This window comes from Lewinella sp. JB7, assembly GCF_024297185.1.
Lineage (GTDB): Bacteria > Bacteroidota > Bacteroidia > Chitinophagales > Saprospiraceae > Neolewinella.
The window spans coordinates 578,207-590,869 of the sequence record NZ_JANCTD010000002.1; the positions used below are offsets into that span (position 1 = coordinate 578,207).

Below are 12,663 nucleotides of genomic sequence, written 5' to 3' on the forward strand. Positions count from 1 at the left end.
GGACGTCCTTGATCAACCTTACCCCTTTCGTTCGAGGATGGAGTTGTAGACTTCAATGTACCCTTCGGTCATTCGCTCGACGCTGAAGCGATCGCGGGCCACGGCGGCTACTTCCTTACGGTCGAGTTCCTCGCACATGGCTACCAGCTCCACGGCTCCTTCCACGCAGTCGGTAAGGTAACCCGTGCGGCCGTGATCGATCAGTTCGGGCATGGCCCCGCGGTTGAATGCGATAACGGGGGTACCGGTCATCATACTTTCGGCGACGCTTAGCCCGAAGGGTTCGTCAAATGCAATAGGGTGCAACAGTGCTGCGGCACCGCCGAGAATGCGGTTGCGTTCGTCGGGGCCGACGTTGCCCAAGTAACGAACGCGGTCGTCGTCAATATGGGGCAGAACCTTCTCCCGGTAGTAATCGTGATCCTGAATCAGACCGGCGATCAACAGGGGCCGTTTGACACGGTGAGCAATAGCGATCGCTTCGGCGGTCCCCTTATCGGGGTGGATACGACCGAAGTAAGCTAGATACTCTTTCGGTTTGGTGTTGACCGTGAATTGCTTCGTATCGATGCCGTTGTATACCGTGGCGATGTAATCAATACGTTCATCGCGGTTAGCGTCGCTAATCGACACGTAATCGGTGTGCTCGTTGTAACGCTGGTAAACCGGAACGATATGCTCACTGCTGAAGCCGTGGACCGTCGTCACCATAGGGGTGTGGACCAACTGACTGTAACCGAGTGGCATAAAATCGAACTGATTGTGAATGATGTCAAATTTGTGTGCTGCTCCCATGACCTGACTAATGTGTAAGTACTCCAGCACCTTAGGGTCCTGGCCGGCTTTTTCCGCGTAGCCGTACGCCGTAGTCGCGATCAGTTTGCCGGCGGTTTTGCTCGTTCCGGTGGCAAATAACGTGACGTCAATTCCTCGTTTCACCAGCCCCTCAGTGAGGTGACTGGTTACCTGTTCCCAGGGTCCGTATGCGGCCGGGGGGGTAGACCAGGCGATGGGCGCTAACATAGCTACCTTCACCCGGCACTCTCTTCGGTCGCGCGTGCTAGTCCGGCTACCGGAACCTCCGGTAGAGCAAACCCGTTAAGCAGCTTTTTCAGCGCTATCTCACTAGTAGAAGTGGTCTTTTCGCTGCTGGGTTGAGACCACTCAACCGTAAAATTTTCCATCTCCACCCGACTTATCAGGTAGGCCAGGAGACTTTCCGCCCCCTGGTTGTGATTGACACCTCCTTCCATCAGGCCGTCGAAGCAACCACCCGTTTCCGGGTTGTAGATCGAAACTTTCATGTCATTCTGCCCGGTGAACCAGGCAAAGGCCGTGGCTAAGTTTCCGCAGTGGGGTTGGAGCCCCTGGTGGCGACAGGCTTCACTGAACAACAGTACTTTACACATCACGTCGATTGGCTGTTGATCGTAGCGCGGGCGATTCTCCCGGATCACGTAAGGGTTAGTACAACCGATTGGGCAAAGTACCCCGTCTATGATGGTTTGCTCGGCAAGGAAATTCGTCGATTCGATCGCAACCGAACGGATGGATTCCTTACTTAAATGGTTCATTGCCCGGAACAATGCCAGGGGTAAGATGCCGTTACTGTAAGTTAGGTATTTTTCGAACCAATTCCAACCCTGTTCCCGGCTATCGTGATAATGATTCACAAGTCGGTTACACAGACGATCCAGCAGGTTCAGCATATCCTCGCTGCTCGGCTTGAAGTCCAGGTAATAGGACAGAGCCAGAATTCCGTAGGCGACCGTGCGTGGACTGGTCATGTTGTCCAGATGACCGACGGCGCGGATGAAAATCTCTTCCAGAATGGCGCGTTGATCGGGGCGGGGGGGGTGTGCCAGGCAGAAACTGACGCCCCAGAGCGCCCGCCCGTAGCTGTCCTCGGAACCCTGCTGCTCCAGAAAACGCCGGTCGTAACTCATGAAATTGCGGAAAGTCCCGTCGAGATTCTGGGCGTGGTAGATGTAGGAGATGTAAGTATCCGCTAGACGGTGCAGCGTCTGTTTGTTGCCCACGCCTGCTTTGGCGAGCATGCCAATCAATAACAGGGCCCGACCGTTGTCGTCCAGACAGTAGCCCTCGAACCGGTTGGGGATCGCGTATTTCGCGTGCTGTAGGATACCGCAATCATCGGTCAGCCGATGCAGGTGATCTAATTTAAGCGGCGGCAGACTGCCGACGGTAGTGGCCGAAGCGCTGTGCTGGTCGTAGGCTACCTTGGCCTCTCCGAAGACCCGGAGGTACTGCTTGCCAATGCGCGGCCACAGTAGCTCACGGCCGTAAGCCGCGGCCCGGGTACGCAGGTCCGTAAGTTTTCGATCGTCCCGGAACAGTTCGGTTACCGTTTCGGAAAGGGCCTGACTATCGTGGAACGGAAAGAGCCTTCCCCTACCCTCCTGTAGGAGTTCCGCAGCGTGCCAGAATGGAGTGCTTACGATCGCCGCGCCGGCGCCCACCGCATAGGCTAGGGTACCGCTGGTGATCTGGGCCTCGTTGGGATAGGGTACGACATAGATATCGGCCGCCCGGAGACAGTCGAACAATTCCTGCTCGGAAGCAAATTTGCTGATCATGCGCAGGTTGTCCCCGACGCCCAATTCAGTCGCCAGATCCTGCAAGTATTCGCGGTACTCTTCTCCGTTGGCGCGCAGCACGTGGGGGTGGGTCTTACCGAGCACGACGTAGAGAGTGTTGGGAAATTGCTTGACGATCTCGGGGAGCGCCCGGATCGAAGTTTCGATGCCTTTACCCCGCCCCAACAGACCGAAGGTGAAGAGTACCCGGTGGTCGGACCACCCGAGCCGTTCGCGCAGAACTTCCCGGGGTTCGGACTCGATGACCGGTACGCCGTGCTCGACGACATAGATCGACTGGGGATCAACCGAGAAAACGGAGGTAAGAATATCCTCGGCCAACTTGGTCATCACCACGACTGCCTGAGCACGCCGGGCGATGCGACTGAGTACGTCCCGCTGCCCGAAACTGGGTTCCTTCAGGACCGTGTGAAAGGTTACGATCAGGGGGATCCGCAACCGATCCAGTAGATGCATGATGTACACCCCGTCATCGCCCCCGAAGATGCCGTATTCGTGCTGAAGTACTAACAGATCGAAGCCACCTTCATTGAGGTGATCGGCGGCCTGGCGGTAGGACTTCGGGTCCTGGGGATTAATGCGGGTAGTGACCTCCTCCGGATAATCATGATCGTCGCCGGGTTCCTCCATTGCGAAGATTTCGGCATACTCCTTAATCTCGCCAGCTCTGAGGTTGCTCAGAATGGCGCGGGCGAGGCTATTGGTAAAGGTACCGATACCACAGGCTTTGGGCGGGTAGTTCCCGAGGAAGGCGATTTTCATTGATGGTAGTTAGAAAGAATATACACGGGGGTAGGTGCTCATTTTAACCCGACTTTTGCGTATAGGGTTCGGTTACGAAAGGCCATGAACCCCCCCAACAGGGTGCCGCCGCCCGGTCGTCGTACCGCGACCCCTTGTTTTCCTAGATTCTCAAATATGAGAACCAAACAATTTTGTTGAAAACTTCTCTCGTTCGGCGGCGCGGATAGCGGACAAAAAAGACCATCCCCGGAATCACGGCCGGCGATGGTCCAACGAATACCCATAGGTATTGCTCTCTTGTCTTTATGAAGCACGAGTGAGCTACGTTACGCGCCGATCCAGTCCCGGGCCCGGCCCGCTTTGGTTATCTTTGCGCTTCAGTAAGCAAAATGTTATGGCGAAGAAATTTAAGGGAGGCAAACCGAGTAGCAACGACCTGAAGAACAGCCTCAACAATCTGGGAGGCAACAACGGGCTGAGCGCGCTCTTCCCCGGTCAGCGCCTGGACAAAGCCAGCGAGGAGGAAACGATCAAGACGCTGAGCCGCAATTTCGCCATGCTCCCGATCGACAAAATTTCGCCGAATCCGGATCAGCCGCGCCAGGACTTCGAAAAGGAACCCCTGCAGGAACTGGCCGACAGTATCCGCGTACACGGTATCATACAGCCCATGACCGTCCGGCACATGGGAGATGGCACCTACCAGATCATCAGCGGAGAGCGACGGTACCGGGCGAGCACCCTGGCGGGTCTGCGCGAAGTACCCGCCTTCATCCGCACCGCCAACGACCAGACGCTGCTGGAAATGGCGCTGATCGAAAATATCCAGCGGGAGGACCTCAACCCGATGGAAGTAGCCTACTCGTACCTGCGCCTGCAGGAGGAGTTCGATCTCACCCAGGAGCAGCTCGCCAGCCGCGTCGGGAAAAAGCGCTCGACGATCACCAACTATCTCACGATCCTGAGTACCTCCAACCGCGTCCGCCAGGCCATTAAGGACCGCAAGATCAGCATCGGCGCCGCCAAGACCTTCTCCGGCATCAAGGACATCGGTCAACAGGAAACTTTCCTGGACGACATTCTCTCCCACCCCAACTGGTCGGTACGCGACATCGAGCGGGAGAGCCGGGTATATAAGAACAAAAACCGCGTATCGCGGGGTACGCCCCCAACTAACGACGATGCCCGCCGCGTAGCCCAGGCCTTCGCCGAATTTTTCGGAACGAAGAAGGTAAAGGTGAAGATGGATAACCCGGAAGGTCGCAGTGGTACGATCACGCTGCGGTTTGAAAGTAAGGAGCAGCTCGACCAGTTCTATAAATCCGTCGAGTGATTCCGGTGTACCGCACTTCGCCGCCCAGATCAGGCGCCGGGTACCCCCTACCCCGCTGGTTATGCCTGCTAGCTCTGCTGTTGGTGGTTGGCGTGGCACCCGCGTCCGCGCAACAAACCGAGGCGGATAGCGTGCGCACGCTCCGGGAGATCAACCGCGGACCGAAACGCGCGCTCCTCTGGTCCGCTATTCCCGGCGGCGGGCAGGTCTACAACAAGGCCTGGTGGAAAGTGCCCCTCGTGTACAGTGGCCTGCTGGGCGTGATCGCGGTTGCCGACTATAACCAGACGCAGTACCGGCGTTTCGTGACCGCCCTCGAAGCCCGCTGTCTGGGCGACGGGAACCTTATCGTCGTTCCCTACGCGGAGTGCATCATTCAGGACAATGAATTTTCGGTGGACGAGGTCACCTCCCAGGCCCTGGTCTCGGCACGCAACAACGCGAACCGCAGCCGGCAGACGGCCTACTTCGGTATGATCGCCGTGTACGTCCTGCAGGCGGTGGAGGCGTTTACGGATGCCCACCTTCAGGATTTCGACATCAACGACGACCTTAGTATTCGGTTGTCGCCCACCGTCACGCCGGACGGACTGGCGGGTGCGGGAGTCGTCGTTCCCCTGGGCAGCGGAAAACGCCGTAAGCGCGAGGAAGCCCGGGTCAGATTGCTGGCTCGCTGAGCAATGCCTCCACGACCCGCTCGGGTAGTCCGGCACGGGTGGACTGGCTGATCTGTACGCGCCGGAGCACGCCGTCGACCCGGGGGGCGTAGGTGGCCCAGACGTGGTAATTCCCCAGCTGATCCTTTTCGCAGTACACGCCGAGGGGCATCGAGCAGCCTCCTTCCATCTGATTAAGTACCGTGCGCTCCACGTTCGTGCACTCTCCCACGATCGGGTGGTGCAACAGCGACATCTGCTTACGAATTTCAATATCGGCTTCCCGGGTCTGGACCGCCATAACGCCCTGTCCGGGTGCCGGGACGAACTCGCGGGGAGAACACCGAACGACGACCAATTCGCTTAGATCCAGCTCGAGGCGCTCGAGTCCGGCGGCGGCGAGTACGACCGCGTCCAGTTCGCCCGAGAGCGCTTTCTTCATGCGGGTCGGAACGTTGCCCCGGATGTCAACCGGCTTCAGGCCCGGGTGCAAATCCCGCAGGATGGCCTTGCGGCGATTGCTGCTGGTACCGATCGTCGCTCCATCGGGTAGTTGCAGGGGCGCGCCGGGAGTAGCCCGGTCACGGTGAATCAGGATAACGTCCTCCACCGCGGCCCGGTAGCTGAGGGCGGCCAGCACCAGGCCCTCGGGCTGGTTCGTCGGCAGGTCCTTGAGGCTGTGCACGGCGCAATCGACGCGGCCCTCGAGCAGCGCGTCCTCGATCTCCTTGGTAAAAAAGCCCTTGCCTTCCAGTTTGTCGAAGCCGAGGTGCTGCACGCGGTCGCCCTGCGTCTTGATGATCTCGAGCTCGGACGCAATACCGTGCCGGTCCAACTCACGCTGTACGAAATGAGCCTGCCAGAGCGCGAGCCGGGAGCCACGGGTACCGATGCGTATCATAGTAGTTGATTGGTGAAGGAGTGGATGGGTGAAGGAGTAAAAACCTAAAACTGTGCGAGTCGGGGGGCGCGGGGGAAGGGGATCACGTCGCGGATGTTCCCCATACCCGTGATAAACTGTACGATGCGCTCGAAGCCCAGACCGAAACCGGCGTGGGGGCAACCGCCGAAGGTGCGGAGTTGCAGGTACCAGTCGAGTTCGTCCGCGTGGACGTTCATCTCCTGCATTCGTTGGCGCAGCTTGTCTTCCCGTTCCTCGCGCTGACTACCCCCGATCACCTCCCCGATGTAGGGAAAGAGCACGTCCATGGCGGCGACCGTCTTGCCGTCGTCATTCTGTCGCATGTAGAAGGCCTTGATGTCCTTCGGGTAGTCCCGTACGATGACGGGCCGCTCGAAGTGCTTTTCCACCAGGTAGCGCTCGTGCTCCGCCTGCAGGTCTGCGCCCCAGGAAAGGGGAAACTCGAATTTGCCCTTTTTGTAAGCCTTGCTGCGGAGTAAGATGTCTAAAGCTTCGGTATAGGTCACCCGGGCGAAATCGTTCTCCACAACGAACTTAAGGGTATCGACCAGTCCCATCGGACGACGGTCGGCGGCCTTCATATTCTTTTCCACTTCCCGGATGCGGGCGTCCAGGAACTCGAGATCACCGCCGTAGTTCTCCAGGCAGTAATTGATGAGGTACTTGACGAAATCCTCCGCCAGGTCCATATCGTTCTCCAGGTCCGCGAAGGCGATCTCGGGTTCGATCATCCAGAACTCGGCCAGGTGGCGACTGGTGTTGCTGTTCTCCGCGCGGAAGGTGGGGCCGAAGGTGTAGACTTTGCCCAGGGCCAGCGCACCGATTTCGGCCTGCAGCTGCCCGGAAACCGTGAGATTGGTGGGTTTGCCGAAGAAATCCTGGTCGTAGTCGATGGTACCCGCTTCGGTTTTAGGTGGATTGACCGGATCGAGCACCGACACCCGGAACATCTCCCCCGCCCCCTCGGCGTCGTTGCCGGTAATGATAGGCGTATGCAGGTAGTAGTAGCCGCGGTCGTGGAAGTACTTATTGACCGCGTAAGCCACGCCGTGCCGCACCCGGAACACGGAACTGAACGTGCTGGTCCGCATGCGGAACTGCGCGTTCTCCCGCAGAAACTCCATGCTCTGCTTCTTGGGCTGCAGGGGGTACTTGCTCAGGTCGTTGCCGCCGAAGATGGTGATGTCGGTGGCTATAACCTCCACCGACTGGCCGCTGCCCTGACTTTCGGTAAGCGTTCCCGTCACCCCCACGCAGGCGTGAAAGCCGATGGCCCGGAGCGTCTCCTCCCCGAAGCGATCGCCGTCGACGACCACCTGCAGGGTTTCCGGTCCGGAGCCGTCGTTGAGCACCATGAACCGGTTGCCCCGCCAGGCGCGGACCCATCCCATGACGGTGACTTCCTCCCCGATCGGTGGTTGTTCAAGTAACGCCCTGATTTCCTGGCGAACGATCATACTGCTTCATTTTGGCGGGCAAAGATAGAATTTACCGGGCTAGTCCCGCGACGGATACGGACAGTATTCCCGGATCACGCAGCGATGACAATCCGGTGACCGCCAGTGGCAAACCCGCTGACCGTGCCGCATGAATCCCTGGTGGGAATCGTAGACCCGCTGGCCGTCCCAGTCGGCCGGAACGTATTGCTGCAAAATGGTGGCGCATTTATCCAGAGACGCCTTCGGCGGCACGACCTCCAGGCGCTGAGCTACGCGTTGGTGGTGGGTGTCGACCACCAGGGCCGGCATCCGCAGGCGGCTGAAACTGAGGACCGCCGCACTGGTTTTGGCGCCGACCCCGGGGATCTTCTCCAACCAGTCGCGGGCGTCCCGCACGGACATGTCGGCCAGAAAGTCCAGGGACAGTTCACCGTCCCGACGCTTGCGCACTTCCTCCAGGGCGGCCTGGATACGGGGTGCCTTGACTTCCGGATAGGTAACGGCCGCGATGGCCTCCTCCACCGTGTCCGTAGGAGCGTCGATTACCGCTTCCCACGTAGGCAGGCTTTCCCGCAGTTTGGTGTAGGCGGCGCGGGTAACGGCGTTCTTCGTGCGGTGCGACAGCAGCGATCCCACCAGTTCGCTGACGGGGTCCCGGAAGCTGAAGGGTACGAAGGGAGCACCGTACTCGCGGCACAGGATTTCGTCGATCAGTAGGGTACGTTCGGCAGCGGTCATGGTGGTATTATGTTGGTACCTTGCCCGAAAGTTTGCTCCCCACACCCGCTCCCCGTGGATTACCTCTGGCTGTTCGTCTCCTTCTTCCTGATCGCGCTGGTCTACTCCTCCGCCGGCTTCGGTGGCGGCAGTAGCTATCTGGCCGTACTGGCGCTTTCGGGCCTGCCAACCGGGGCCATCCGTCCCATTGCCTTGATCTGTAATCTGGCGGTGACCGGGGGTTCGACCGTATCCTTTGCCCGGGCGGGGGTGATGCCGTGGCGCAGGGCCCTGCCCCTGGTCCTGGCGAGCATGCCGGCGGCCTTCCTGGGCGGACGGGTGTTGCTGGCCCGGGAGGAATATCTGCTGCTGCTGGGAGCCTTGCTTTTACTGGCGGCGCTGCTGATGCTTGTGCGTCGACCGGCGGGGGCCGAAGCGGGGGTGAAATCCGGCGGGGCCGCGGGAGCCGTAGCCATCGGGATAGGCGGAGTCGTTGGGTTCGTATCCGGAGTCGTCGGCATCGGCGGGGGTATTTTCCTGTCGCCTGTTTTGTTTTTAACGCGGTGGGCACCGGCGCGGGAGATCGCCGCCACCACCAGCCTCTTCATCGCGCTCAACTCGGCGGCCGGTCTGGCCGGGCAGCTCAGCGTGGGTACGGAGGTCGACTACGCGCTTACCCTGCTACTACTGCTGGCCGTTATCGGCGGAGGACAACTAGGCACGCGCATGACGCTCCGGTGGCTTCCGCCGGCCTACATCCAAAAAATAGCGGCGGCGCTCATCCTTTTCGTAGGCATCAGGTTAGTATGGACAAACTGGCCCCTTTAATCGAGCATATGAAGATCCTCTGTTTTGGCGTAGCGCGGGAGATCGCCGGCGGACCGAGCCTCCAGCTACAGGACGTGGCGGGCAAGTCCGTCTCCGAGCTGCGGACCGCTTTGTTACGGCAGTACCCGGCCTTTGCCGAACTGACCGGATTCGCCGTGGCCCGCAACGAAGCGTACGCTACCGACGACGAGGTGATCGGTCAGGACGACGAAGTGGTCATCATCCCCCCCGTTTCCGGTGGCTGATCCGACCACTACGATCGACGTCGCCCTGCGCGACCAGCCCCTCGACCTCGACGCTTGTTACCGCTTCGTGCAGCATTCCTCGTGCGGCGGGCTCTGCTTCTTCGTCGGCACGATCCGCGATCTCAACCTCGGCTACCCCGTGACCCACCTCGAGTTCGATGCCTACGACGGAATGGCCGTCAGGGAAATGGAGAAACTGGCCGTTGCCGCCCGGGATCGGTTCGGCCTGCACGCCGTAGCCCTTCATCACCGCAAGGGCGACCTGGCCATCGGCGACGTTGCCGTGATCGTCGCGGTAAGCAGTGTCCACCGCGCACCCGCCTTCGAAGGATGCGAATGGATCATCGACGAGCTCAAGAAGTCCGTGCCCATCTGGAAGAAGGAGTTCCGGGGGGATGGCAGCCACTGGCTGAACGCGCGCCCCTGAGGCTAGATCAGGACAGGCCCAGTATCCCGCCGCGCAGGCTCACGACCTGTAGGGACGGATCCGTCTTGCGCAACTGGGCGGCGAGGACCAGACTCAGTTTACCGGAATTGCAGTACAGCAGGTAGCGTCCGCCGGGTCGCATCAATTCTCGACAGTGTCCGAAGGGGTTGCGGTCGCTCAGGCGGACGACGCCGGGGGGCAGGTCGGGTTCCCGGCGTTCGTCCAGCATGCTGTAAATACCGTCGTAGCCGGGGGGCGTCAGCGTGGCGGAAGTCACTTCGAGTTCGCCGCGGTCGACGGTCCGGTCTTGCCAGGGGGGCCGTACCGTATCGAGGTAGGTCTTCCGGAGCCGGACCCGGTGCTGCGTATTGTCAAGGGCGTGGTAGGTGATCAGGCGATCCACCGGGGGATCACCGATACCGAGCAGGTAGCAGAGTACGGCGTTGGCCTGCAGCATGGCCACGATGCCCACCGCCGTCGGGAGCACACCGGCCGTGGCGCAGTCGGGCAGATTGGGATCGGGTTCAGGATAGAGATCCCGCAGGTGAATGCCCCCGGGCTCGTTCGGGAAGAGAGCGACGTAACCTGCGTACCCCTGAGCGGCGGCGTACACGAGGGGGATGCGGAGCGTTACGCAGGCATCGTTGATCAGGTGCTTGGTGCGGGCATCATCGGTACAGTCGAGGACCAGGCCGGCTCCCGCGAGTAGCTGGCGGACGTTATCCGCTTCGAGGTACTGCTCCACCGCGTCGATCTTGATCTCCGGGTTCAAAGAGGACAGGTGATCGGCCAATTGGCGGGCCTTCGTGCCAGGGTGGTTGGGATCGAAAAAGACCTGCCGGTGTAGATTGCTGCGGTGGGGTCGATCGCCGTCGATGAGGCGCAGCTGTCCCACCCCGGCGCCGGCCAGGTAGGCCGCTGCCGGGCTACCCAGTCCGCCACAGCCGATGATGACGACGCGGGCCGCGGTGAGTCTGGCCTGCCCCCCGGCGCCGATTTCGGGCAGCACGGTTTGTCGTTGGTAGCGATCAGTCACGGTCGAAGTCGCTTTTGCCCCCCCGTTTGCGCACCAGGCGGAGGTCCTGTACCGTGATATCGTGACTCAGCGCTTTGCACATGTCGTAAATCGTAAGCGCGGCCACGCTGGCCCCGTGCAGGGCTTCCATCTCCACGCCCGTTTTGCCTTCGGTGGCGACCGTACATTCGACGTGCAGCGCGTCGCTCCCGCGTTCCCGCACCTCGATCGTGCAGCCGTTGATGGGTAGTGGATGGCACAGGGGGATGACCGACCACGTCTGCTTCACGGCCATGGTGCCGGCGATGATCGCGGTTTGCGTTACGGACCCCTTTTTGGTACTGAAGTCTCCGGCGCGTAGCTGGGACATGATGGATGGGCCGACGACGATCAGTGCTTCGGCCGTAGCGGTGCGCCGGGTGGCCAGCTTGTCTCCGACATCGACCATGGCCGGTTTTCCGTCCGCGTCAAGGTGAGTGAATGGCATAGATCGTTGTGTTTAGCCGCCGATGCTGGTCATGCTGGCGAAGATGCTGCCCCGCTGCTCGTGGCGCTCCGTCTCGTGGCCGGTCGCGTACTTGCCGTGCACGTAGGTCCTGATGAGGTCGGTGAGTTCGTCGCGGCCGATGCCCTGCCGCAGCAGGGGGAGCAGTTCGAGGCCCTGCGTCGAGTACAGGCAGTTGAGCATGGTGCCCCGCGGGGTGAGGCGGAGCCGGTCGCAGCTGCCGCAGAGGCTACGGCTATAGGCCGGAATGATGCCCACCCGACCGCGGTAGCCCGGAACGCGAAAGGTAACGGCGCTCCCTTCCTGGTGTGGGGTTTGCTCCAGGTTGGGATACGTGCTACGGAGGCGTTCGAGCATATCGGCGTAGGCGATGAACACGTCGTGGTTGCCGTCGTCGTCGTTGAAGGGCATGGCTTCGATGAAGCGAACTTCGACGGCACTGGCGCGGGTAAGCTCCACGAAATCGGCCAGCTCGTCGTCGTTCTTGCCGCGCATGACGACCACGTTGATCTTCACGGGATACTGCCGCCGCAACAGTTCGTCCAGGGCGTAACGGGTAGCGGCAAACTCGTCCCGCCGGGTGATGGCGAAGAAGCGATCGGGCCGCAGGGTATCGAGGCTCAGGTTGTAGTGGGTGAGGCCCGCCGCCGTCAGCTCGTCGAGGTGGCGGGGCAGCAGTACGCCGTTGGTCGTCATGGCTAGACGGGGAAACAGCTCCGCGAGCCCCCGCACCAGTAGCGGGAGATCGCGCCTCACGAGCGGCTCCCCCCCCGTGAGGCGGACCTTATTAATGCCCAGTTCCGCCAGCACGTCGCAGAGGTAGAGAATCTCCCCGTAGTTCAGCAGGGCCTCCCGCGGTGCAAAGGCGATGCCCTCCTCCGGCATGCAGTACCGACAACGCAGGTTACAGCGGTCGGTGACCGCCAGGCGCAGGTAGCGAAGTTGCCGGCCGTGTTGGTCGATGAGCATACGTAAAGGTACAACTGAAACGGCACGGGGTTGCGCGACTCCCGTCTCGCCGCATAAATGCCGGGCGAGCAGGTTGCCGGTGGTGGCCTCTCCCGGATCGTAGGGTCAGCGTTGGGCGGGTACGCGGATGCCGTACAGTGCGGCCCTCGCAAATCAAAGCTTGGTAGCAGCTGCTGACTCAAGATTCCGATCCCTTATTCAAGCATAAGAACGGCACACGCTCATCGGGCTCATCGGAAGATAAA

General features: G+C 60.7%; 13 protein-coding genes. 5 read left to right on the forward strand and 8 right to left on the reverse strand.

Annotated elements, in window-relative coordinates:
• Positions 1–18: 18 nt before the first annotated feature.
• Positions 19–1,023: a glycosyltransferase family 4 protein gene (locus NMA52_RS05940; protein WP_254826733.1), complete on the reverse strand. Its 1,005-nt coding sequence runs from the start codon at positions 1,021–1,023 to the stop codon at positions 19–21.
• An 8-nt stretch (positions 1,024–1,031) separates the two neighbouring features.
• Entirely contained in the window at positions 1,032–3,380 is a 2,349-nt protein-coding gene (locus NMA52_RS05945) for a glycosyltransferase family 4 protein (RefSeq protein ID WP_254826734.1), read from the reverse strand.
• A 376-nt stretch (positions 3,381–3,756) separates the two neighbouring features.
• On the opposite strand from NMA52_RS05945, the gene NMA52_RS05950 reads away from it, so the two are divergent.
• Both NMA52_RS05950 and NMA52_RS05955 read left to right on the forward strand, forming a co-directional pair.
• Entirely contained in the window at positions 3,757–4,695 is a 939-nt protein-coding gene (locus NMA52_RS05950) for a ParB/RepB/Spo0J family partition protein (protein WP_254826735.1), read from the forward strand.
• Positions 4,696–4,826: 131 nt separating this feature from the next.
• Positions 4,827–5,372 (forward strand): DUF5683 domain-containing protein, encoded by a 546-nt coding sequence (locus NMA52_RS05955; RefSeq protein WP_254826736.1) that lies wholly within the window; start codon positions 4,827–4,829, stop codon positions 5,370–5,372.
• Here the strand turns inward: NMA52_RS05955 and hemC are convergent.
• From hemC to nth, 3 genes are read right to left on the reverse strand one after another with little or no spacing between them, the layout of a single operon-like run.
• On the reverse strand, positions 5,353–6,252 hold the full coding sequence (hemC, locus tag NMA52_RS05960) for a hydroxymethylbilane synthase (RefSeq protein WP_254826737.1): 900 nt from the start codon (positions 6,250–6,252) through the stop codon (positions 5,353–5,355). The genes NMA52_RS05955 and hemC overlap by 20 nt on opposite strands.
• A 44-nt stretch (positions 6,253–6,296) precedes the next feature.
• The gene (gene asnS, locus NMA52_RS05965; protein ID WP_254826738.1) at positions 6,297–7,730 is read right to left on the reverse strand and encodes an asparagine--tRNA ligase; all 1,434 of its coding nucleotides are present in this window, start codon (positions 7,728–7,730) and stop codon (positions 6,297–6,299) included.
• A gap of 39 nt (positions 7,731–7,769) precedes the next feature.
• Positions 7,770–8,450, reverse strand: coding sequence for an endonuclease III (gene nth, locus NMA52_RS05970; RefSeq protein ID WP_254826739.1), 681 nt, complete (start codon positions 8,448–8,450; stop codon positions 7,770–7,772).
• A gap of 54 nt (positions 8,451–8,504) precedes the next feature.
• Between nth and NMA52_RS05975 the strand changes: the two genes are divergently transcribed.
• The 3 genes from NMA52_RS05975 to NMA52_RS05985 are packed head-to-tail and all read left to right on the forward strand — an operon-like array spanning position 8,505 to position 9,929.
• Positions 8,505–9,257, forward strand: a complete 753-nt coding sequence (locus tag NMA52_RS05975; protein ID WP_254826740.1) for a TSUP family transporter — start codon at positions 8,505–8,507, stop codon at positions 9,255–9,257.
• 8 nt (positions 9,258–9,265) lie between these two features.
• Entirely contained in the window at positions 9,266–9,502 is a 237-nt protein-coding gene (locus NMA52_RS05980; RefSeq protein ID WP_254826741.1) for a MoaD/ThiS family protein, read from the forward strand.
• Positions 9,495–9,929: a molybdenum cofactor biosynthesis protein MoaE gene (locus NMA52_RS05985; RefSeq protein WP_254826742.1), complete on the forward strand. Its 435-nt coding sequence runs from the start codon at positions 9,495–9,497 to the stop codon at positions 9,927–9,929. Before NMA52_RS05980 ends, NMA52_RS05985 begins: the two co-directional genes overlap by 8 nt.
• Positions 9,930–9,936: 7 nt before the next feature.
• On the opposite strand, the gene NMA52_RS05990 is transcribed toward NMA52_RS05985, so the two are convergent.
• From NMA52_RS05990 to moaA, 3 genes are read right to left on the reverse strand one after another with little or no spacing between them, the layout of a single operon-like run.
• Complete coding sequence (locus tag NMA52_RS05990) at positions 9,937–10,965, reverse strand: ThiF family adenylyltransferase (RefSeq protein WP_254826743.1); 1,029 nt, start codon at positions 10,963–10,965, stop codon at positions 9,937–9,939.
• On the reverse strand, positions 10,958–11,431 hold the full coding sequence (moaC, locus tag NMA52_RS05995) for a cyclic pyranopterin monophosphate synthase MoaC (protein WP_254826744.1): 474 nt from the start codon (positions 11,429–11,431) through the stop codon (positions 10,958–10,960). The genes NMA52_RS05990 and moaC overlap by 8 nt, the downstream gene beginning before the upstream one ends.
• A gap of 12 nt (positions 11,432–11,443) precedes the next feature.
• Positions 11,444–12,418: a GTP 3',8-cyclase MoaA gene (moaA, locus tag NMA52_RS06000; protein ID WP_254826745.1), complete on the reverse strand. Its 975-nt coding sequence runs from the start codon at positions 12,416–12,418 to the stop codon at positions 11,444–11,446.
• Positions 12,419–12,663: the final 245 nt, after the last annotated feature.

Coding starts and splice junctions, on each gene's coding strand:
- moaC (WP_254826744.1), bottom strand. CDS start 11,431: ATGCCATTCACTCACCTTGACGCGGACGGAAAACCGGCCATGGTCGAT.
- moaA (WP_254826745.1), bottom strand. CDS start 12,418: ATGCTCATCGACCAACACGGCCGGCAACTTCGCTACCTGCGCCTGGCG.
- NMA52_RS05980 (WP_254826741.1), top strand. CDS start 9,266: ATGAAGATCCTCTGTTTTGGCGTAGCGCGGGAGATCGCCGGCGGACCG.
- NMA52_RS05945 (WP_254826734.1), bottom strand. CDS start 3,380: ATGAAAATCGCCTTCCTCGGGAACTACCCGCCCAAAGCCTGTGGTATC.
- NMA52_RS05950 (WP_254826735.1), top strand. CDS start 3,757: ATGGCGAAGAAATTTAAGGGAGGCAAACCGAGTAGCAACGACCTGAAG.
- nth (WP_254826739.1), bottom strand. CDS start 8,450: ATGACCGCTGCCGAACGTACCCTACTGATCGACGAAATCCTGTGCCGC.
- hemC (WP_254826737.1), bottom strand. CDS start 6,252: ATGATACGCATCGGTACCCGTGGCTCCCGGCTCGCGCTCTGGCAGGCT.
- NMA52_RS05940 (WP_254826733.1), bottom strand. CDS start 1,023: ATGTTAGCGCCCATCGCCTGGTCTACCCCCCCGGCCGCATACGGACCC.
- asnS (WP_254826738.1), bottom strand. CDS start 7,730: ATGATCGTTCGCCAGGAAATCAGGGCGTTACTTGAACAACCACCGATC.